Raw genomic sequence first — 22,828 nt, forward strand, 5'->3', positions numbered from 1 at the left:
GAAGGGTAACAATATGATAATTACAAAAAAGAGAATGCTTGCATGGATTTTTGCACTGGTGATGGCTTTTTCACTGTTCGCGGCGACAGTAGGGGCCGCAGAGGCGCCCCTGTCATTTTCGGTCGGCTCCCAGAACGTATTTACACCGGGTTACGCCACCGTCCCCATCCTCGTGATGAATAATGGGAATAAAGAAGTTAAAATCACCAATATCGAAGTCCTGTCCGGCTGCGACTTTGAGCCGGTAAACGTGGTGGTTCCCAATGCGAAAATTGCCGCGAATTCACCGCAGGTCGTTTCCATCAACGCTTTTTATAAAGGTACCGGCGGTTTGCTGAGCATTCGGGTCACTTCAATCATCGATTCGGTCACCTATATCAATAATACAACCGTTTCGATTAACGGGACGGCGGTTCCTTCGAGTTCCGACGGTTCTGCGCCGCTGCTCAATGTCACAGCGGTCAGCGCAAACGGCCTCATGGGCGGCAGAACGAGCAACATCACCCTGTCAATTGCAAATGCCGGCACAGGTGCCGCACACAGCGTTTCCGTTCAGCTGGCAGGCACCGGGGACGCCGCACAGTATTTCACGATGGCATCGGGGCAGGGCAGTACAACGCTGATCAACCCGGTTTCTTTGGGAAGTGTCATCATCCCGTTGGCGATCTCGGCCGATATTCCGGGCGGCAATTATGTTCTCGGTTACACCATCACCGCGAATTCCGACGATGGCACCCCTTCGACCTTTGAGGGCACAATCACCGTCGCAGTCAAAGCGCGTGATCTGGCAGCGCTGCCGTATGTCAAATCCATCGGCATTCAAAAAGCCGACGAAAACAATCCCAACCGATACCTGATGACAGTTGTCGTGGCCAATCCGGGCGAATACGATATCAGCAAGATGAACGTGACGTTCGGTTCACAGCCGACCTCCGGATTCTCGCTGTACGAAAACTTCACACCGGTGTCTTTGGGCGCTATCTCCTCAGGGAAAGAGGCGCAGGCCGTTTTCTCGGTCTATATCGACAGTTCGGTCTCCGCCGGAAACTATCCGCTCACTTTCGGCCTTAATTACCGCTCGACGGATATGACAACCGATTCTAAGTTGGACAGCACCGCCTATCTCGAACTCGACCGCGGCGCGGGCAGTTCTTCTTCAACCCCGAGAATCATTATTTCGAAATATAATACAAGTACTGACACCATCACCTCGGGCAACGAATTTAAACTCAGCTTCACTTTGAAAAACACCGCAAAGACCACCGAAGTCCGAAACATCAAAGTCGTTCTGTCTTCGGGTTCTGTGTCCAGCGGCGGCGCGGTTTTTGTGGTTGCCGAAGGCAGCAACTCGTTCTATATCGACAGCATTGCCGCCGAGAGTGAAGCCACCAAATCGATTCAGCTCGTAGCCAATCAGGACGCGGAACCGGGCATTTATCCGATCATGCTCTCTATTGAATACGAGGATGAGAGCGGCAGAACCTTCAGCACGACCGAGGAACTCTCGTTCGCTGTCAGCCAGGAGCAACGTCTTGAGACGGTCGGCTTCAACCTGATGCAGAGCGCCATGGAAGGCGATATGATCCCTGTCAGCTTTCAGTATATCAATAAGGGAAAAGCCACGATTTATAACCTGACAATCGCTGTGGAAGGCGACTTTACACTTTCGAGCGGCGATACTTATGTCGGTAATATGAATGCCGGACAAAATGACTATTTTGACGACTACATGATGGCGATGGGTACCGGTACAATGACCGGTGCAATCGTCTTAAAATATGAGAGCTCGAACGGCACCCCGCAGGAACTGCGGCAGGAATTCACCGTCGAGGTCATGCCGATGGAGGTTACAGATCCGACCGATCCGGGTTTCCCGGTTGATCCCGTGGGTCCGATTGAACCGGTTCAAAACGGTTTGGCATGGTGGGTCTGGACGTTGATCGGTTTCGGTGCGGTTGCAGTTGTCACGGTCATTATCGTGGTTTCGGTAAAAAAGGCAAAGAAAGCAAAGGCAGCAAATGAAGAAGACTGATATTGCGCTGATGGCGTTGGGTAACTTCCGGCGCCGGAAAGCACGTTCCGTTTTGACGGTACTCGGTGTTGTCATCGGCGTGGCGTCAATCGTGGTTATGATCTCGCTGGGCGTCGCATTGAACGTGAACTTCTCCAAAGAGATGGAGAACATGGGCGACCTGACGTTGGTCAATGTCTATCCGAACTGGAGCGAGGGTAAGGAAGTTCCGTTGACTGATGATGCGGTTAAAGAACTGCAGACCATTGACGGCGTAATTGCGGTTTCTCCGCAAGTATCCCTATATGGCCACTTCATCTCCGGAAAATATCACGCGAATGTCTCGATAATCGGCGTACGCCGCGACATCATGGAAAAACTCGGTTTTACGGTGGCGAGCGGTGAGATGCTGCCCGAGACTTCGACTGCCGCCGGAAAGACTTTTAGTTGCCTTTTCGGTTCACAGGTTGCCTCGTTCTTTTATAATCCGAGGGACAACGGCAGCTGGGGCGGCGGAGGTATTGCTTACAAAGAAGCCATAGCCCCCGGCGGTGTCGTCGTTGATGACGGTGAATACCAAGAACCGGTATTATTAGTCGACCCTTTGACGGATCGCATCCAGTTCACTTTCGACTATAACTATAAGATGCCCAATACTTATGACGACGGCAATACCAATGTCGCCAAGGTCTATACGCTCGACATCACAGGCGTGCTTGCGTCAGAAAACGGCGAGAAGGACTATAATGTCTATGTCGACATGGAGACGGCCCTCAAGCTGAAGAAGGAATACGACAAATACAACGGTAACAAAACAAGCGCGAAAATTACCTACGACCAGATCTATGTCAAGGCTAAAACAATGAACGAGACCATCGACATTGCCAAGCAGATTCAGGATCTCGGGTATCAGGCCTATGCTAATGCCGAATGGATTGCCAGTTATCAAAAGCAGATGCAGAGCATCCAGCTGATTCTGGGCGGCATCGGTGCGGTTTCGCTGCTGGTTGCCGCGATCGGCATTACCAACACGATGATTATGTCCATCTATGAGCGCACCCGTGAGATCGGCATTATGAAAGTCATCGGCTGCGTGGTCGGCGATATCCGTTCGTTGTTTCTGTATGAGGCAGGTATTATCGGTTTGGTCGGCGGTGCGATTGGCATTGGATTTAGCTATGCACTATCGTTTGTCTTAAATAAGGTGGGCGGCGGCTCATTGTTCGGCGGAATGGACGGCAGCAAACTGTCGGTAATTCCGGCATGGTTGGCGCTCGGTGCGGTGTTGTTCGCCGTACTCGTCGGGCTGATCGCCGGGTTTCTGCCGGCGCACAGAGCTACGCGGCTCTCCGCGCTTGAGGCCATGAGATATTAGAATATTTTAAGCAAAATGTGAACAGGACGTCCGGTTTTCCGAGCGCCCTGTTTTTATAAAGCGTAAAAATATTTCGACAAAAAAACGTAAAATTTTCATTTTAGGTCTATACAAATGGTATAAAATATAGTATAATAATAATCCGCCTCCAATTCAGGTACGAAAGGGTCGTGTGACAAAATGAGAAACGACTTTCCGCGCATTTTATCATTACTGCGTAAGGAACGAAATATAAGCCAAAAGGCTGCCGCCCAAAAACTCGGCATCAGCCAGGCGCTTTTATCCCATTATGAAAAAGGTATCCGAGAATGCGGATTGGATTTTGTGATCGCTGTCGCCGACGAATACGGCGTCTCGACCGACTATCTGTTGGGCCGGACGTCCGACCGGCAGGGCGTACAGCTTATGGCAGAGGATATCCCCGAATATGACGATTCCGGTGATAAAACCTTTAACGGCAGCGTCGTTGCAACCCTGAACAAGAAGTTAATTGTCAATACAGTAAGTATAGTTTTCGATCAGCTTCGTTCACCGAAATTAAAGGATCTGACCACCGAGATTAGCGCATATCTGTCACTGGCTTTGTATAAAGTATTTCATATTCTGTATTGTGCCAATCCCAAGAATCCCCGTGCGATGTTTGCGATTCGGGAGGGGCTTTCGACCGGCTTGAGCAACGCGGCGATGCAGGTGAGTGAGGCTTATATGACCACGCTTTGTTCCGGGGACGCAATCGGCGAATACAGCCCTGTGACACCGGAAATCGCACCGGAGATGTCTCCGGAGCAGTTATCCTCCCGTTATCAGCAAACCGCCGCCTCGCTGTTCAACGTCGTCAGCGCGGCCGAATCGAGGATGGGCGCCAAGCCCAAGAAATAGGGGGTGTTGACCCATTAAAACCTTCACCATCATCGGCGGCGTAAACGGCGCCGGGAAGTCCAGTTTATCCGGTGTGCTCCAATCCGAGCGTAAAGATCTGGGCGAAATAATAAATGTAGATGACATCGCTGCCGAGAGAGAAATTTCTAACATCGAAGCGGGTAAAATTGCGTTGGGCAGAATAAAGCAGCTGATGAATAAAGGGCTTAATTTTACTCAGGAGACAACTTTATCCGGTGTCAAAACCTTTCAAACGATCGGCCGTGCCCGCCGCAGAGGATATTATATCCGTCTGTATTATGTCGGGCTTGAGACCGTTGAGGAAAGTATCATGCGCATCCGTATTCGTGCGGAAAACGGCGGTCATTTTATTCCCGAAGCCGATGTTGTCAGACGGTTTAATTTCCGATATTCAAATCTTATGCGGATTTTACCTCAATGTGATGAGGTGCATTTTTACGATAATTGCAACGGGTTTGTGGAAGTTGCCCGGATTGTGGAGGGACAGTTATTTTTCCGGGGTGCCCTGACGCCGAAGTGGATGGTTGAATTGAGTAGTTATATCCAAAGAGCCAAAGACAACAATCGAATGTGAAGCGCATTCTGATATTAAAGTCCGGGTGTACCGCTCACAGGCTGGGCGGGGCCCGAATTTTTTTGAGTTTACATACCAAAAAGCACCTGTTATAATAGGGAAGCACTTATCCCGTGAGATAAAAATCGTCGGGGAATGGATCTATTATCATATATGGAACGATACCTACAGAATAAAAACTGATGGCAGCGAGCGGCAAGAAGGTTAATGATTTATCACGGAGAAGGTATATTTGTGGTTTCAATATACATCCATTACTTTTTTATTTCTGTTTTTAATTCCACTTTTAGATAAAATGATTTAAAAAAGTTTCGACAGAGTTTGACGGCGCTTGCAAAGAAGCGCCGTTTTGGTTTACATAAAGAGGGAACTTGTCCACCTTAAATGTCGAAATATGTCGAATAGTGTTAACAATTTATACCATAATAATCGTCAAAAACCATTGAAATGTCTAAATAAATATGGTAATCTTTTAATAAATTAATTTTTTGAAAGGAGTTTTCCGCAATGAAGCAACGGATACTGATCACGCAGGATAACACCCAAAACGCCTCGGAATTGGCAAATTCTTTAACTCGAGCCGGAATTGAGGTGTCTACCGTTCCTCGGAACGGGAAGGTGGTTTTGGAGATGATGAGAGCATCGACAAAATTCGACGCTGCATTGATTGACTTCAATCTCGCCGGCATCGACGCCATCGGCGTCATCAACGAGGCAAGGACCATCAGCCCAGGGACAAAAATTATGGTCATGACAGCTTTTCTAACAGGGGAACTTGAGCGTCAGGTCTTTGCGGCCGGCGGACAGTATTTGTTGCTGAAACCGTTTGACCCTCAGATTGCAGTAGACCGCCTGCTGAGTTTGACGGGAATGTCCGGTGCAGAGAGGGGTTTCCATGAGATGTCGGACAGCGAACTGTTGATGATGGTGACCGAGATCATTCATCAGGTGGGCGTGCCGGCACATATCAAAGGATATCAATATCTGAGGGACTCCATTGTGATGTGTATCAACGACGGGGAGTACATAAACGCAGTGACAAAGATGCTCTATCCCGATGTTGCAAAAAAACACAGCACAACCGCATCACGCGTAGAGCGAGCAATCCGTCATGCCATCGAAGTCGCTTGGGATCGCGGAGATATTGACGTTTTAAATACTTTGTTCGGTTATACAATTCATACAGGCAGAGGAAAACCGACCAATTCGGAATTTATCGCCATGATTGCGGACAAGCTGAAATTGCGTATCGACAATGAAAAACAGCGTCGCTTTTCGTCGCTGCGAGCGCCGGATAAAAGCGAGCTGTTGAAAATTTAATGTTTTAATGGAGTGCGCCCGGCACCCTATCGTTCGAAAAGAAATATAATAATTTTAATTGGGGTGCGAAATACACTCCTTTTATTTTTCAATGTAATCATCAGGCGCAAGCAGGCTGACAGCCTTGTTCCAGGAATGCGTAAGAGCGATGCGTGTGTCGCTGATCATAAAGTAGTCATAATTTAAAGTGCCGTCCGTCATATCGGCGCGATCGTCAGCCACGATGTCGATGTGATACCAGCTGTCATTGAGCTTGACCAGATTCCAGACACGGCGCTGAGAATTTACCGTTCCGACGATCACACGAGTTTCAATACCGGCGATGCCGGCCAACAACTGAAAAGCGTCCGCATAGCCGTCGCTGACGGCGATATCACTCGCTAAAACACTGTAAGCAACAGTTTCCGAATAAGCGGCGTCTTCTCCGGCTAAAGCGTCTAAATTGCCGTTTTTAACAATATAATCGTGAATAATTTTTATTTTCTGATAATCGGAAAGGCCGGAGGAGAGTTGGGCTTCGGCAAATTTCTTTGCAGAATTGCAAGCTTGGCTTTGCAGCAAAGAGAGCCCGGTGAGATTGCCTGAAGAAAGCGCGGTCAGACAGCTTGAGGCAAAATTCGGCGTCAATTGGAAAGTGACCGGATAAACCTCTGACATGGTCTCGTCTCCGACAAAATAGATCTTTTCCTTTACATCGGCTGAATAAAGACCGTAAACCGGATCGATCGTGAGATCCTCGAGAAGCGCTGTGTCATAAAGATAGGCGTTGAAAACACTGTCTTCGGATAGAAGAGAGACCTTTAAGACGGATGCCAATTTATCAACGGTATCACAAATGGTGATACATTCGACTTGACAACTTTCGGTCAGATCTCCGAGCAGTGTTGATGCGGTGATTACCGCTGAACCGGGATTGACAAATTCGACAACGCCTTCTTTTATAGAGGCCACAGAGTTGTCCGTGCTGCTCCAGACCAATTGTTTTCCGAGTGCATCGGCGGGATAGACAACCGAGTTGATGGTGTAGGACTGTCCATCGGCGAGATAAATCTTTTGCGTATCGAGCTTGAGCTGCTCCGGGAGGATTGTCTCGGGCTGCGGCTGAGATGATGCGACAGAGGATTCCTGAGAAACCTCTACAACGGAGAAGTCGGGCTCGGATACCGAGGCGGTACTGCCGGAGACTTCAATGGAGGTTACGGATATAACGGAAGAAGTTTCACTGCAGCCCGTTAAGAGCAGTACAGCTGCCAAAAAAAGCGGAGTCAACTTGTTTAACCGCATATCTGTCGCCTCCTTTCGGCGTTTCGGGTTTGATGGCATAAAGCCGAGGTATTAAATCGCCATTATGATAGCATAAAGATTAATAAAATGTCAAATTGATTTATATTGGTAATTTTGTTTCGAATGTACGACGATTTCACTTGGATATTGGACGTATATCGAATTCAATTTTAATTTACTCCTTATATATGAGGATATTGTGAATACATGATGAGTAAAACGGAAGGTTAGATATTTCCAAATGTCACAAAAACATTCATAATGGATTATGCATATTCGATCATAATGGATTATGCATATTCGATAAAATGTACAAAATCTCTGATTTTTCTCGTTGACAAAGTGTGGAGCGTGTGATATCATAGATTCAAGAGTTAGGCAAACGGTTGCTTATACAAAGATGAGGTGGACTCGCGCGTATGGCGAACGAAAAAAAGAGTAAAAACGTGATGTCACTGGCAGATATTGCTGATGCACTCGGACTTTCAAAGTCCACAATTTCAAGGGTAATTGCCGGGAAGGGGAACTTCAGCGAACAAACCAGAGCAAAGGTTTTAGAATATATTGCAAACCACGATTATCGCCCCAATGTCATTGCACAGCGTCTGGCTACAAGCAGGACGGGAAATATCGGCGTCGTCATGCCGGCTGATGCGTTTTTAAGCGTCAATACGTTTTTCCAAGTCTGTCTGATGGGGATTTGTCAGGAGGCGGTAGAGCATAATTATGATATCGTAGTAACGTCGGCAACCGAGAAAGACTGTACTTATCTTCAACGATTGATATCCAGAAGGTCTGTGGATGGGGTTATTCTGATGCGGTCACTGGTCAAAGACGTATGCATGGAATGTCTCACAAAAGCCGATATACCCTTTGCCGTGATCGGCTCAACAGCGGATCAGGGAGTTTTACAGGTGGACGTGCCCCATGCAAAGGCCTGCGAAGAACTGACGACGCGGCTTTTGGAAACGACCGAAAAGCAGACCGGTTTTATCTTGGGAAGTTCGCATTATATTGTAAATCTCAACCGCAAAATAGGATTTGAGGAAGCTGTGCACAAGTCGAATATCAGACCGGCGGAAAGAGTGGTTCCGGACGTCTTTACCAAAGAGAGCATTTATGAGGCCGTCGACCGGCTCATTGCAAAAGGTGCAGGCACCATTATTTGCGGAGATGACCAGATCTGTCTGACGGCGCTCGGACGGCTGGACGAACGGGGAATTTCGCCGGGGAAAGACATCCGGATTGCGGCTTTTTATGATAATCCGGCCTTGAAAAATCGTTCGATTACAGCAATCGAAGTCGACGACATGGCGCTCGGAGCAATGGCGGTTGAAAAATTGGTCGGACAATTGGACGGGAAACGGGTATCCGAGCGAAACCCGGGATATTTTATCAATTACAGAGCTTCGACCGGAGATCTCAGAAGCTGAGTATCGATATCGATTCAAATCGACTGTGAAAGGATGGTCGTGATGATGAAGGTGAGAAAGAGCATCCGTGGTTTATTTATGCCACTTGCCCTGTGTCTGCTTTTGTCTTACGGCTGTGTTTATAATCCCATGCCGAACGCAGCGGAGTATGGTAACGACGTTCCCGAGAGTTCACTTTTCGTCGATAAAATCGAGAATCTGTCCGACGATTTTATTATGGGTGCGGATATCTCAAGCGTGATCTCTTTGGAAAACAGCGGCGTAAAATTCTATGATTTTAGCGGAAATGAACAGGATATCTTTGTCACACTGGCGCAAAACGGCGTCAATTATATCCGCGTCAGGGTTTGGAACGACCCATTTGATGCCGCGGGCAACGGATACGGCGGCGGCAACTGTGATATCGAGACGGCAATATTAATCGGAAAACGGGCTACGGCAGCGGGTTTGAAACTGCTGGTGGATTTTCACTATTCCGATTTTTGGGCTGATCCGAGTAAGCAGCAGACTCCAAAAGCTTGGGCCGATATGGATATCGATCAAAAATGTACTGCACTCTATGATTATACGCTGGACTGCCTGACCAAGCTGAAAAAGGCAGGCGTCGACGTCGGGATGGTGCAATTAGGCAACGAGACGACAACGGGGCTTGCGGGAGAGCACACCTGGATGAACATCTGCGCACTGATGGCGGCAGGTGCAAAAGCCAGCCGCGAGGTCAATAAGAATACGTTGATTGCCGTACACTTTACAAATCCCGAAAATGCGGCGAATTACGAAAAATTCGCCCGCAATCTCGACAAATATAATTTGGATTACGATGTTTTCGCCTCAAGTTATTACCCCTATTGGCACGGTACACTCGATAATCTCACCGCAATTTTGAAAAAAATTGCCGACACCTACGGCAAAAAGGTAATGGTGGCTGAGATGTCATATGCTTATACAGCCGAGGACAGTGACTTCAATGCCAATATCATCGGTGAAGAAAAGAATTATACGAAAAACTATCCGCTGACGGTGCAGGGACAGGCGACTGCAGTGGCAGAAACCATTCGGGCGGTGGCGGATGTCGGCGAAGCGGGAATCGGGTTCTTTTACTGGGAACCGGCTTGGATCAGCGTCGGCGGTGCGAGTTTTGAGGAAAACAGTGTATTGTGGGAAAAATACGGCAGCGGCTGGGCTTCTTCGTATTCGGCGGAATATGATCCCGATGACGCGGGTATTTATTACGGAGGCAGTGCGTGGGATAATCAGGCGATGTTCGACAGCACCGGCCATCCGCTGGAGTCATTGAAAATTTTTAAATACGTCTATACCGGTACGACCTGCGAAGTTGCGGTTGATGCGACTGAGGACGTCGAACTGACCGTTCGTTTGAAAGAAGAAATCAAGTTGCCGGAGACCGTGACAGCGATTATGAATGACGGCACAACCAAACAGGTTCCGGTCACTTGGGAACAAGCCGATTTGACGGCTATGTCAAACGGTGAGGTCGCTAAATATGTTATCAACGGAGAGGCAGGCGGCAAAAAGGCGGTTTGTTACCTGTCGATGGTCGAACGCAATTACATCGATAATTACAGTTTTGAAGACGACGATATCTCGATGTGGAAGGTTGATAACCTCTCGAATGTCGACGAACTCTATGTGCTCGATAAGTCTACCGATGCACTCACGGGGAGCAAGTCGTTTCATTTCTGGAGCGAGAGCGAAGTGGCGTTTACGCTTGAGCAGACAGTCACGGGACTTGCGCCGGGAATTTATAATTTCTCTCTATCGATTCAAGGCGGGGATGCCGAGGTACAGAATATCTATATTTACACGATTGTCAACGGCGAAAAGAAAACCGAAACGGCTGAGATCAGTTCCTGGCGGGTATGGGACAGTCCGACGATTGAGAATATCAGTGTGAACGGTGAGATCACGGTAGGCATCTATGTTAAATGCGGGGCCGGTGCATGGGGCACGATTGACGACGTGCTGCTCAACCCGGTGGAATGATTGAATGTATCTTACGAAAGTAAGTTACAGATAAATTTTGTAGGAGGAATACGAAATGAAGAAACTTGCGGTAGTACTATTGGCATTCGTCATGGTACTTGCGTGCGGCATTCTGCCGGCGTGCAGCAGCACCCCGGCGGAAAAGGAAGATATCCTCGTATGGGCCGCTGACGAGGTCGTGGAATTCACACAGACCAAATGCGACGAATTCCTTGCGGCCAATCCCGACCTCGCCGAAAAGTTCACCATCACGGTTTCCGCGATGGGCGAAGGTGAAGCGGCGACCCAGATGATCACCGACGTTGAAGCCGGCGCCGACGTATTCGCCTTTGCGCAGGATCAGCTCGGCCGTTTGGTGCAGGCAGGCGCACTCAGCCCACTGGGCGGAACGTATATGACAGATGCGCAGGCCAATAATGACGCCGGTTCGGTTGCGGCTGCAACGATGGGTGATACGATGTATGCCTATCCGCTGACCAGTGACAACGGCTATTTCCTGTTCTATGACAAGAGCGTTGTCACCGATCCTTCAACGCTGGATGGGATCCTGACACAGTGTGAGAACGCCGGAAAGTATTTCTACATGGAAAACCAGAGCGGTTGGTATCTGGTCACCTTCTTCTTCGGCGCGGGTTGCCACTACACCACAACCGCTAACAGTGAAGGTGCCATTAACACCGTTGACTGTGACTTCAATTCCGCAGCCGGTTTGGGGGCCTTCAAGGCGCTGATCGCAATGGCTCAGAATCCGGGATTCCAGCGCAGCGACAGTTTTGCTGCACAGTTCAACCCCGACGGCGGTCAAGCAGGTGCGGCGATCTCCGGAACTTGGGATGCTGCCAACATCAAGGGCTATTTGGGCGACAATTACGGCGTTTCCAAACTGCCGACGATGACGGTTGACGGACAACAGGTTCAGATGGGCGCTTGGGGCGGCTTTAAACTGCTGGGCGTCAATCCGACCCAGAGTGCGGAAGCGGTTGTTGCGTCTCACAAACTCGCAGCTTATTTGACAAGCGGCGATGTCCAGCTGGCGCGTTATAATGCCAAAGGCTGGGGTCCGTCCAACAAGACCGCGCAGCAGGATTCGGCGGTTCTGGCGGATGAAGCTCTTGCAGCCCTTCAGGCACAGCTGGTCTATTCACCGGCGCAGCCGCAGTGCAGCGCCAACTACTGGACCAAGATGGAGGCGTTCGGCACCGACGTCAATGCGGGTGTTTATAACGACTACACCGATGCCCAGCTGCAGACAGTGCTCGACGATCTTGTCGCCTATCTGAAAGCGGATGTCACACAGTAATTAATTAAGGATAGCTTTCGAAAAAGCAGTAAACTTTCACGCGAAGGGCGCCGCAAAAGAATAATTTCGTTTTGCGGCGCCCTTTTACCCCATTACATTCACGGGGGTGTTTTAAATGGTAGATCTGCAATATTTAAAGATGACGTCTTGGCAGAAGTTTTGCTTCCGGTTCAAACGTTTTTTTAAAAAACTGCCGCACAATACCGGCGCGTTTTTTAAGCGTATCCCGCAAAAACTCGGCAAGGGTCTGAAAAAGTTCGCGGGGATTTTTACAGAAGTATTTACAGTGTTTAAAAACGGTGACTGGAAGACACGGACCTCATTTTTTGTGATGGGGTTCGGTCAGATTGCCCGCGGTCAGGTGCTGCGCGGCCTTCTGTATCTGTTCTTCGAACTTATTTTCATCGCTTATATGATTCTTTTCGGTTGGAAATATCTCGCCAAACTCGGTTCTCTGGGGGAAGTCGCTTTAGTTTCGACAGTAGACCCCGAGACAGGTCTGACGTTCAATACATATATCGACAACAGCATGCTCATTTTACTGTATGGGTTGTTGACGATTTTCTTTATTGTCGCGTTTATCTATGTATGGCACAGCAATTGTATTCAAAACAGAGAAGCGCAAAAGCTGACAGAGTTGGGTTTCCGGCTTGACAAGGCGCGTGACGATATCCGTGCGATGGCAGACAAGCAATATCATAAGACGCTGCTGGCGATGCCGCTGCTCGGAATCTTGATTTTCACGGTCATTCCGATCGTGTTTATGATTTTAGTCGCTTTCACGAATTATGACGCCCTGCATCAACCGCCCGGAAAATTATTTACTTGGGTCGGCACGCAGAATTTTGCCACTTTGTTCGGCGTCAATTCGGTGGCGACGGGAACCAAATTCGGATTTACATTCGGCTCGGTGTTGATTTGGACATTGGTCTGGGCTTTCTTTGCAACCTTTTCAAACTATTTTCTCGGCATGATCGTGGCACTCATGATCAACAAGAAAGGCATCAAAGGAAAACGAATCTTTCGGACGGCATTGGTGATGACGATCGCAGTTCCGCAGTTTATCTCACTGCTGTTGGTTTCAAAGATGTTCGCCGAAGACGGCATCATCAATGGATTGTTGCTTTCGTGGGGCGTGATTGCTGAAAAGATCTCTTGGCTGACCACCGGAGGACTCGCCCGCGTAATGGTGATTTTAATCAACATTTGGGTCGGTATTCCGTATCTGATGCTGATCGCGACCGGCATTTTGATGAATATTCCCGAGGACCTGTACGAGTCGGCTAAAATTGACGGCGCAAGCCCGTTCAAGATGTACATGAAGATTACGCTGCCGTATATGCTGTTCGTGACCACGCCGTATCTGATTACCTCGTTCATCGCCAATATCAACAACTTCAACGTCATCTATCTGTTGACCGCGGGCGCACCATACACATTAAATTACGAATCGCCTGCCGGGTACACCGACCTCCTGATTACCTGGCTGTATAAGCTGACCATGACCCAGACCAGCGACTACAAGATGGCATCCGTCATCGGCATCATGGTCTTCGTGGTCGTGGCGGTGTTCTCACTGATCGTGTATAACCGGTCGCGGTCGGTCAAGGATGAGGAGGACTTCCAATGAGCAATACGAAACTGCGCAGCAAAAAGCGCGCCGAGGCCACGGCAAACACCTTTATTTATATCATTCTGATTTTTATCAGCATCGTCTGGCTGATCCCGTTCGTCTATCTGATTTTCCAGGCGTTTCGGGGCGAATCGACCGGCATGGTTAATTACGTTTTTCCGCGCCAGTGGTCGTTCGTCAATTTCATCGAACTGTTTACCAAAACGGAATTCCTGCGCTGGTTTACCAACACACTGCTCGTCGCGTTGGTCGTCGCGGTGTTCCAAACCGTCATCGTGCTGATGGTCAGCTATACACTGTCGAGAATGCGGTTCCGCGGGCGGCGGTTTTTGATGAATTTGATTTTAGTGCTCGGGATGTTCCCCGGCTTTATGTCGATGATCGCAGTGTACTTTGTGCTCAAACTGGTCGGCCTGACTCAGAACATCGTGGGGCTGATGTTGATTTATGTCGGCAGTTCGGGCATGGGGTATTATATCGCGAAGGGCTATTTTGATACGATTCCGCGTGCGCTCGACGAGGCCGCCCGAATTGACGGTGCCAATCGCCGCACGGTGTTTTATCAAATCATCTTACCGATGGCAAAGCCGATTGTGATCTATACGACGCTGATGGCGTTTATGGCGCCTTGGGGTGACTATATGTTCGCTTCACTGATTGCGTTTGGCAACACCAAGAGCTATAACGTGGCGGTGGGCCTGTATACCTTCCTCGATAAAGAACATATCGTCAACTATTTCACGCGATTTTGCGCCGGAGGTGTCGTCATCGCAATTCCGATCACGATTCTGTTCATGCTGCTGCAGAAGTATTATGTGGCCGGTGTGACAGGCGGTGCGGTCAAAGGGTAATCTCCGTCTTTGCGAGGAGAAGCGCGGATCATCTAAGCGTTTTTGGACACCACTTAATCTGGATTGCCGCGGGGCTAAAACCCCTCGCAATGACGATCGAAAGGATGGACATAAAAATGGCAAATCTGAGTTTGATGCATGTTTATAAGGTCTACCCCAATGGTGTAAAGGCTGTCAGCGACTTCACGATGGATATTGACGACAAGGAGTTCATCGTCTTTGTCGGGCCTTCCGGCTGCGGAAAATCCACTACATTGCGCATGATCGCCGGGCTTGAAGATATTACTGCGGGTGAGATACAAATCGGTGATTTGATCGTCAACGACGTCGAGCCGAAAGACCGCGATATCGCAATGGTCTTCCAAAATTACGCGCTCTACCCGCACATGAGCGTCTATGAAAACATGGCGTTCGGACTGAAATTGAGGAATCTGGAAAACGAAGAGATTCATAAGCGTGTGCTTGAAGCCGCCGAAGTTCTGGGTATCACCGAATACCTTGACCGCAAGCCGCGCGCCATGTCGGGCGGCCAGCGCCAGCGTGTCGCGCTCGGGCGGGCAATTGTGCGCAATCCGAAAGTGTTTTTGCTTGACGAGCCGCTTTCCAACCTCGACGCCAAACTGCGCACCCAGATGCGCAGCGAAATCAGCAAGCTTCACCAAAAACTTGGCACGACCTTTATCTATGTTACCCACGATCAGACCGAGGCCATGACGCTGGGCACCCGCATCGTCGTGATGAAGGACGGCTTTATCCAGCAGATTGATACGCCGCGCAACCTCTATAATTACCCCGGCAACAAGTTCGTCGCCGGTTTTATCGGCACACCGCAGATGAACTTTTTCGAGGCCACCCTCAAACGCAAGGGCAATATGGTTGAGATTGACCTATTCGGCACTGAGGACATTCTGAAGGTTCCGTATGCGAATTTCCTCAAAGTCAAGCCTGAATATCTGGACGGTAAAAAGGAAGTCGTACTCGGCATCCGGGCGGAAAAGGTAATCTGCGACTCGGATTATGTCGACAAACATCCGGATGCAGCCGTTCGCTGTACGGTTTCACACACCGAGGAACTCGGAGATGAGACGCTGGTATTCGGCGATCTCGCCGGGCAGACCGACAAGGTTGCGGAAACCAAAACCAGCGTCGTCTTTAAAGTGGATTCGGAGCAGGGTGTGCAGATGAAAGCCGGAGACATTGTGAAACTGGCATTTGCATTCCAGTATCTGCACTTTTTTGATAAAGAGACCGAAAAATCTATCAGCCCCCGTTTACCGGAGGTCAACGCCTTCGACGGTACAGTCGAGAATAATGTCCTAAAATTCGACGGACTGGAATTTCCGCTTCCGAAAGCATTGGAAACCAAGGACGGCGATGTTTCGGTGGAAGTTCCTACGGATTCCATTACCTTTGTAGGTACGCAGAAAGTCACCTGTGTTAAGCGGGAGATGATTTCCGGAACCGATCTGCTGCATCTTCAGAGTGCAGAGCGAGTCTTCTTTGCCAAAGCCGACCGTGACATCGAGCCCGGTGAATTGGAGATCGGACTGGATATGAAGCGCATAGCAATCTCGAGAGACGGCAGACCCTTGCATAAACCGCTGGAGTTGAAAAACGTCCTCTATGGTGCGGTTAACCGGAAAGTGCTGAAAAAGCCGGTTGAAGAACACGGCAAAATCATTAAAAAGAAGGTCGTCGAATTCACGCTGACCATCGCCAACGGTGAATATGAAATTACCGATGAGATGCTAAAGCGGTTGGTCACGGGCGGCGGCATGAACGTATTCAAGAAAAAACTGCGATTCGAATTTTCACCGTATGCGGTAAAGGCAGGGGAGGGTTCGATTTCGGGTAGTGTGGAAAAAACGTTGGATTACGGTAGCGAACAGTTTGCCGTCGTCAAAATCGGCGACGCGCAAATCACAGCTAAAACGAATACAGAAATCTCAGGAGATATCCATCTGGATATTGACCTCAAATCCCTGGTCATTATTGATGACAAGGTCGATATGATTATCGCATAACCGGCATGATGCCGGTTTCATACGCGTCATAAAATCTGCGTATCGAAAGCCGCATAGCGCGTGTTTCTGACCTCAGTGTATGTTTGATACGTAGGGAGCGGCGCCCTCGTCGCTCCGTCAACATATTCAAATTTTTATTTGCCAGCGTTTATCATGGAGTCGGAATACCCGATGACCTGAAGAGGCGTAAATGAAGTAAACCGGACGAAAAAGTATAAAACCGCCGCCCGATGAAAATCGGGCGGCGGATTTTAATATGTTATTTCAAGATGACTTCTTAATACGCGCGATTCTTCACACAGCAGTCGACGTAATATTCCACGGTTTCCGGGGTGATGTCCAATGCCTGATAATCGGGATAGACCTCATACAGCAGGCCGCCGTTAAAGCTGCCCAGTTTCTCTTTTAACGCGATGACTTCCTTCAAAATGGTCTCTTTATCTCCTGTTGGCAGCGTACGCTGCAGATCGGCGGTTGTGGAAAAACATAACCGCCCTCCGGCGTTTTTAGAGAGCCAGTCGACGCCGTATACGGTCGGCTGGTGCAGCTCGATCACGTCGAGACCGCATTCGATAAGATCGTTGATAATATCATTGTTTTTGCCGCAGCTGTGCATATATGTAATCAGTCCGAGGGATTTGGCTGTCTGAAACATACGGGTATACCAGGGCTTAAAGAGTTCACGCCACAGATCAGGTGCGATCATCAAACGATCTTGAAGGCCCCAGTCGTCGCCGCCCCAAAGAGCGTCAACGCCGCATTTGGCGTATTCCTTGATCATTTCGCACTGAAAATCGACGATCTTGTCACCGAGGGATTGAATCGCCTCACGCTCGTTATAGAGATAGTCGAAAAGATCTTCCATGCCCACCAGATAATGCATCCGTTCAAATAAATAATTGGCCATGGAACCGAAGACAAATAAGTCTTGCTTTTTCAGATCATCAACGCGTTCTTTCACGCCCTGAAAACGGACGTCGAGCGCGAGCGGGGGGGCCTTGAAGTCCAATATGGCCTGAACGGAACTCAATGGGTGCTCGGTGACCTGTCCGATGGTCTTGTCGCCTTCGAGTTTTGTAAAATGGTAAAGCCATTCGCCCGGAGCAGCGGCTTTGTAGCCGACGCACATGCAGTCGCCCATGCTCTTATACGGCTCGGGGCAGTATCCCGTATTCAAAGGCACCCACTCCGGTTTGTTGAATTGAATTGCCCGGAAAAAATTCTCCCGCCTGGTCATAACAATAACTCCTTTTTATAAAAAGATTATCAAAATTTGGGATCGCGATATGCCCATTATACAAATTCACAGTTGTTTTGTAAATCCTAAAATACAAAATATTAAATAAAAATTTTTGTCTAAAGGAAATACTTGATTATAAGTGTCCGCATACTTAAGTACTCTTGAGCGGTAGCCACTGGGCGGTTACAAATTCCTCGGCCGGAGAATATCTTTTTGTGGGAGAAAGCATAAATAAACTAAAGCACTCACAATCTTACGAGTGATTTTTGGAGGGTTAGGTCGGTAAACCGATTTCCCGAGAGATCGACAAGTTCGATTCTCTGAATTTCTAAAAAAACAAAAGAACACCCTAAAGGAGTCCTTTCATTTTTGGAGGGCACCAGGGAATCGGTGAACCGATTCTCTGAGAGATCGAAAAGTCCGATTCTCTGTATTTCTAAAAACGAAAGAGCACCCCTTCGGGTACCCTTCCATTTTTGGAGGGCACCAGGGAATCGGTGAACCGATTCTCTGAGAGATCGAAAAGTCCATTCTCTGTATTTCTAAAAACAAAAGAGCACCCATTCGGGTACTCTTCCATTTTTGGAGGCACCACCGAGAATCGAACTCGGGAATAGAGGTTTTGCAGACCTCTGCCTTACCGCTTGGCTATGGTGCCGGGGATGAATGCGAGGGTGTATATTTTTATACACCCTCGTTTTTTGGAGCGGATGACGAGGCTCGAACTCGCTACCTCAACCTTGGCAAGGTTGCGCTCTACCGGATGAGCTACATCCGCAAATTTGCGTCGCTGGAGACGCTTTGGGTTAGTCCGCGTCGGCAGAAGAATCGCGGTGCAGGGAAGGTGGTGTTGGGACGGCGCGGGGTAAATGGTGCCTCCGGTCGGAATTGAACCAACGACACGGGGATTTTCAGTCCCCTGCTCTACCAACTGAGCTACAGAGGCAAGTGGCGACTCGGAAGGGGGTCGAACCCTCGACCTCTAGCGTGACAGGCTAGCGTTCTAACCAACTGAACTACCGAGCCATTTGGTGGGAACAACAGGGCTCGAACCTGTGACCCCCTGCTTGTAAGGCAGATGCTCTCCCAGCTGAGCTATGCTCCCCCACGCGTCCCGGAGAACCTCTCTGCCAGCCGGCGACGGATAACATAATAACACAATTCGAAGGGTATTGTCAATACCAAAAACCAGTTTTTTTAGATTTTTTCCGCCTTTAAAATAATCCGCTTATAAGACCGTTTTGATCGATGTCGATAGTGCTTGCGGCCGGCACTTTGGGCAATCCGGGCATGGTCATAATATCACCCGTGAGTGCCACGACAAAGCCCGCGCCGGTGCAAAGACGCAGATTGCGCACCGTCAGCTTAAAGTTTCTCGGCCGTCCGAGTTTCTTGGGATCATCGCTGAGTGAATATTGGGTCTTGGCGATGCAGACGGGCAATTTGTCCAGCCCGAGGGCCTGAATTTCATTCAGACGTTTTAAAGCCATATCCTCAAACACAACTTCATTCGCACCGTAAATTTCCCGGGCAATACGTTCGATCTTTTCGGTGACCGTCATTTTATCGGTGCAGAGCGGTTTGAAATTTCCCCCCATATCTGCTGCTGCCGCGACTTTTTCAGCAAGATATACGGCGCCTTTCCCGCCCTCCGAAAAGCCGTCACTGACCGCGCAGTCGGCGCCGTATCGTTCAGCAATTTGCAGGATGGCGGTGATTTCCTCGGGAGTATCGGTCGGGAAGCGGTTGACGGCGACAACGACCGGAAGCCCGTATTTTTTAATATTTTCAATGTGGGCAGCGAGGTTTACACTGCCTTTTTCGACTGCGGCTGCGTTTTCAATACCGAGTTTGGCTTTTGCAATGCCTGCGTTGTATTTTAATGCGCGCACTGTGGCGACCAGCACGACCGCAGACGGCGTCAAACCGGCGGCGCGGCATTTGATATCAAAAAACTTCTGCGCGCCCAGATCGGCGCCGAATCCGGCCTCCGTGATGCAGTAATCGGCCAGTTTCAACCCGAGTTTTGTCGCTCTGACAGAGTTGCAGCCGTGGGCAATATTGGCGAACGGGCCGCCGTGCATCAGGCAGGGCGTACCCTCAAGGGTTTGAACAAGGTTGGGATTGACCGCATCTTTAAGGAGTGTCGCCATTGCACCCTGTGCGTTCAGCTGACGGCAGAAGACCGCATTCCCTTCGAGGTCGTAACCCACAAGAATATCACCGAGTCGCTTTTTGAGATTGGCGATGTCCGTGCAGAGGCAAAGTGCCGCCATAACCTCGGAAGCCGCGGTGATGTTAAAGCTGTCGGAGCGCATAAAGCCGTTGGCTTTGCCGCCGATGCCGACAATGATTTCGCGCAGCGCACGGTCGTTCATGTCCATGCAGCGGCTGAAGTAAATACGCCTTGTATCGAGACGCAGGGCATTGCCATGGTTGATATGATTATCGATTACGGCGCACAGCAGGTTATTGGCAGCTGTGACTGCGTGGATATCGCCTGTAAAATGGAGGTTGATGTCCTCCATCGGAATCACCTGGGAATAACCGCCGCCCGCAGCGCCGCCTTTGATGCCGAACACCGGTCCGAGAGACGGTTCGCGCAGTGCGATAATGGCATTCTTTCCGATCTGTCTCATCGCTTGTCCGAGTGCGACGGTGGTTGTGGTCTTGCCCTCTCCCGCAGGGGTGGGGTTGATCGCGGTGACCAAAATCAATTTTCCGTCGGGGCGGTCTGCGGTTCGTTCAAAAGCCGATTGCGTGATTTTTGCCTTATATTTTCCGTAGGGTTCGAGTTCGTCGGACGGAATCCCGAGTTTATCGGCGATTTCGGCAATCGGCAGTGACTTGGCTGCTTGGGCGATTTCGATGTCGGAAAGCATTCAATAACCTCAAATCTTTGAAAATTTATAATCGACGGCAAAGGTCGTATCAACGGCATTACGGCGGGCCATGATGCCCCAGCGGAAGTGTTTGCCGGTCTGGGCATAGCCTTTAAAGAGATAGAACTTTGTGTCTTTTTGGCCCTTGAGCGTGATATCAACCCGCTTGTCGGGCAGTTTGTAGGAAAACTTGATATCGCCGTCACTCTCATAACACTTCAATTCCTGCAGTGTGTCGTAGAGTTTTTCGGTAAACGGCGGGACTTCTTTCGCCTCAAAATTGAATTCCGGCTCGCCCAGGCAGTGGAAGAAATAATCATAGGTGTGCGGCTTGCCGTCTTTTCCGGTACAGGTGAAGTTGTCATGCAGGGTGTTATTGTCGAGCTTCAGGTCACGGATATAGTCGACACCGGGATAGGCGTCTTCGCTGAGCGCTTTGATATGTGCAGTATCTTTATCGTATTCAAGCAGCTTGCCTTTATTCTTTTTCGGGATATTGACTTTATCGGTCGCGACGGTGCAGTGTGAAAGCGTGCCTTGCTGCCAATTAAACAGGAACGAGCCATAGCCGTTGGTCGAGAGATCATAACAGACCGATTCGCCGAACGCGGAAATTTCGATGTTCATGATATCGAAATGCGAATGCGAGGCGATGATCAGACCGTATTTAAAGAACACCTCGAGATCCTTATCGCGCAGCATGGCAAAATCCGTGTCTTCCCAGAGCCGGGTTTCGAGCTTTTCGCGTGGATATTTGTCGTAGTCCGAAGGGTTGATGCCGAATAACAGCCGGGGCAGATCGCCGCCGCGGGATGGACTCGGGACGCCGTTATGATCGAGCAGCGGAGAGCGGTCGTCATACATCATCGTCGCGGCCCACTTGATCATCGGATGATCGAAACTGGCTGAGGCAACGTCATATTGTCCGGCAAAGTTAGCCATGGAGATGAACGGCCAGCCGTCGTTGGGATTGGGCAGCATACAGTTTTTGAATGCCATCTGCGCCGGCATAACGTACATCTTTTCAATAATCTTAGCGAGTTTGTCGATGCAGTCGGCCTGATAGCCGGACGACTTGGCAAAATAGATCAGATCGGTCATCGGAGCAATGCAGTAGAAGTGATAATGCACCGAACCCTCATACCAGAAATAATCCTTGGTGATGCCCAACGCGACCTGATTGATCAGGCCGAATTCGCTTTCGAAGGCGTATTCAATAAGATCGGGCTGTTTATAGAAAATGCCGATGGTCGCAATGGCGCACAGATCCCATACCGGAATATTATTAATGTAATAGCAGAACGGCTTGAGAAAATGTCCTTCCGGAATAAAGAATTTTTCACCCAGTTCGGTGACAAAGCCCTCATCCAGTTCATCGCCGAGAATCATCATCGCGGTCAAAAGAGAGATCACACACCCGTCATCGGAAAGGTGCTGGCCGTTGATTCGGCCTAAGTACATCGGATGGACAACCCATACCTGCAGTTTCTGATAATTTTCGAGGTAGAATGTAAGAACTTTTTTAATATATTCGAGATATTTCGTATCGCCGGTGAGCTTGTATAAAATCGCAGCTTTTTTTGCGTTGCCGTTGGCGTTGCCGCGATATGAAGTGTTCCAGGCGTCATTGGCGCGCCAACCCATATTGATGTGTCCGCAGGCAGGGCAGGGCTGCCCCATCGGGATATCCTTGTCGAATTTTAAACCGGTGCCGCATTTTTCGCAGATGTAGTTATGACCCCAGCCGTTGCGGCGGTTGATATCGTCGTGATAGGTATCGATAAATGCGTCGACGCCGGTTTTCATCTTATCATAGAGCTTTTCAGCCCAGTCGTATTGATCTATTTTTTGTTTAAGCGCTGAATAATCTTGGATGTATGCCATATTGATCCCTCCAGAACTTCGGTATTCCGAATTGTGTCCATTTTATCATGAGATACCTTAAAAAGCAACCATTGTGAAGCCACTTACCGCTTATCCTGATGTTGATTTTTTGA

Annotated in this window: 14 protein-coding genes, 5 tRNA genes and 1 pseudogene; 11 read left to right on the top strand and 9 right to left on the bottom strand. The window is 49.3% G+C overall.

Annotated features, from left to right (window positions below):
• Positions 1-13 precede the first annotated feature (13 nt).
• The 5 genes from PK629_02255 (at position 14) to spo0A (ending at position 6,180) form a co-directional block, all read left to right on the top strand.
• On the top strand, positions 14-2,032 hold the full coding sequence (locus PK629_02255; GenBank protein ID HOP10295.1) for a hypothetical protein: 2,019 nt from the start codon (positions 14-16) through the stop codon (positions 2,030-2,032).
• Entirely contained in the window at positions 2,019-3,386 is a 1,368-nt protein-coding gene (locus tag PK629_02260; protein ID HOP10296.1) for an ABC transporter permease, read from the top strand. The genes PK629_02255 and PK629_02260 overlap by 14 nt, the downstream gene beginning before the upstream one ends.
• A gap of 180 nt (positions 3,387-3,566) precedes the next feature.
• Positions 3,567-4,265 carry a helix-turn-helix transcriptional regulator gene (locus PK629_02265; protein ID HOP10297.1) on the top strand — a complete coding sequence of 233 codons (699 nt, stop codon included), beginning with the start codon at positions 3,567-3,569 and terminating at the stop codon, positions 4,263-4,265.
• 31 nt (positions 4,266-4,296) lie between these two features.
• The gene (locus PK629_02270) at positions 4,297-4,860 is read left to right on the top strand and encodes a zeta toxin family protein (protein ID HOP10298.1); all 564 of its coding nucleotides are present in this window, start codon (positions 4,297-4,299) and stop codon (positions 4,858-4,860) included.
• A 507-nt stretch (positions 4,861-5,367) separates the two neighbouring features.
• A complete protein-coding gene (spo0A, locus tag PK629_02275) occupies positions 5,368-6,180 on the top strand; it encodes a sporulation transcription factor Spo0A (protein ID HOP10299.1) in 813 nt (270 codons plus the stop codon).
• Positions 6,181-6,261: 81 nt separating this feature from the next.
• Here the strand turns inward: spo0A and PK629_02280 are convergent, their stop codons facing one another.
• Positions 6,262-7,464, bottom strand: a complete 1,203-nt coding sequence (locus PK629_02280; protein HOP10300.1) for a transglutaminase domain-containing protein — start codon at positions 7,462-7,464, stop codon at positions 6,262-6,264.
• Between the two features lie 419 nt (positions 7,465-7,883).
• Here PK629_02280 and PK629_02285 point away from each other — a divergent pair, with 419 nt between their 5' ends.
• The 6 genes and pseudogenes from PK629_02285 (at position 7,884) to ugpC (ending at position 15,947) form a co-directional block, all read left to right on the top strand.
• Positions 7,884-8,897, top strand: a complete 1,014-nt coding sequence (locus PK629_02285; protein HOP10301.1) for a LacI family DNA-binding transcriptional regulator — start codon at positions 7,884-7,886, stop codon at positions 8,895-8,897.
• 42 nt (positions 8,898-8,939) lie between these two features.
• Positions 8,940-10,901: a glycosyl hydrolase 53 family protein gene (locus PK629_02290; GenBank protein HOP10302.1), complete on the top strand. Its 1,962-nt coding sequence runs from the start codon at positions 8,940-8,942 to the stop codon at positions 10,899-10,901.
• A 55-nt stretch (positions 10,902-10,956) separates the two neighbouring features.
• Positions 10,957-12,201 carry an extracellular solute-binding protein gene (locus tag PK629_02295; GenBank protein HOP10303.1) on the top strand — a complete coding sequence of 415 codons (1,245 nt, stop codon included), beginning with the start codon at positions 10,957-10,959 and terminating at the stop codon, positions 12,199-12,201.
• Between the two features lie 115 nt (positions 12,202-12,316).
• Positions 12,317-13,831 (top strand): sugar ABC transporter permease, encoded by a 1,515-nt coding sequence (locus PK629_02300; protein HOP10304.1) that lies wholly within the window; start codon positions 12,317-12,319, stop codon positions 13,829-13,831.
• On the top strand, positions 13,828-14,685 hold the full coding sequence (locus PK629_02305) for an ABC transporter permease subunit (GenBank protein ID HOP10305.1): 858 nt from the start codon (positions 13,828-13,830) through the stop codon (positions 14,683-14,685). The genes PK629_02300 and PK629_02305 overlap by 4 nt, the downstream gene beginning before the upstream one ends.
• 116 nt (positions 14,686-14,801) lie before the next feature.
• Positions 14,802-15,947, top strand: a pseudogene (gene ugpC, locus PK629_02310) (sn-glycerol-3-phosphate ABC transporter ATP-binding protein UgpC).
• Positions 15,948-16,986: 1,039 nt separating this feature from the next.
• On the opposite strand, the gene PK629_02315 reads toward ugpC, so the two are convergent.
• The 8 genes from PK629_02315 to PK629_02350 form a co-directional block, all read right to left on the bottom strand.
• Positions 16,987-17,946: a uroporphyrinogen decarboxylase family protein gene (locus PK629_02315; protein ID HOP10306.1), complete on the bottom strand. Its 960-nt coding sequence runs from the start codon at positions 17,944-17,946 to the stop codon at positions 16,987-16,989.
• Between the two features lie 586 nt (positions 17,947-18,532).
• Positions 18,533-18,607: transfer RNA gene (locus PK629_02320), tRNA-Cys, on the bottom strand.
• Positions 18,608-18,651: 44 nt separating this feature from the next.
• Positions 18,652-18,727, bottom strand: a tRNA-Gly gene (locus PK629_02325).
• Positions 18,728-18,819: 92 nt separating this feature from the next.
• A tRNA-Phe gene (locus PK629_02330) sits at positions 18,820-18,895 on the bottom strand.
• 3 nt (positions 18,896-18,898) lie between these two features.
• Positions 18,899-18,975: transfer RNA gene (locus tag PK629_02335), tRNA-Asp, on the bottom strand.
• A 3-nt stretch (positions 18,976-18,978) separates the two neighbouring features.
• Positions 18,979-19,054, bottom strand: a tRNA-Val gene (locus tag PK629_02340).
• A 109-nt stretch (positions 19,055-19,163) separates the two neighbouring features.
• Complete coding sequence (locus tag PK629_02345; protein ID HOP10307.1) at positions 19,164-20,831, bottom strand: formate--tetrahydrofolate ligase; 1,668 nt, start codon at positions 20,829-20,831, stop codon at positions 19,164-19,166.
• A 9-nt stretch (positions 20,832-20,840) separates the two neighbouring features.
• A complete protein-coding gene (locus PK629_02350; GenBank protein HOP10308.1) occupies positions 20,841-22,715 on the bottom strand; it encodes a heparinase II/III family protein in 1,875 nt (624 codons plus the stop codon).
• Between the last annotated feature and the right edge of the window lie 113 nt (positions 22,716-22,828).

The organism is Oscillospiraceae bacterium (assembly GCA_035380125.1).
GTDB lineage: Bacteria > Bacillota > Clostridia > Oscillospirales > JAKOTC01 > DAOPZJ01.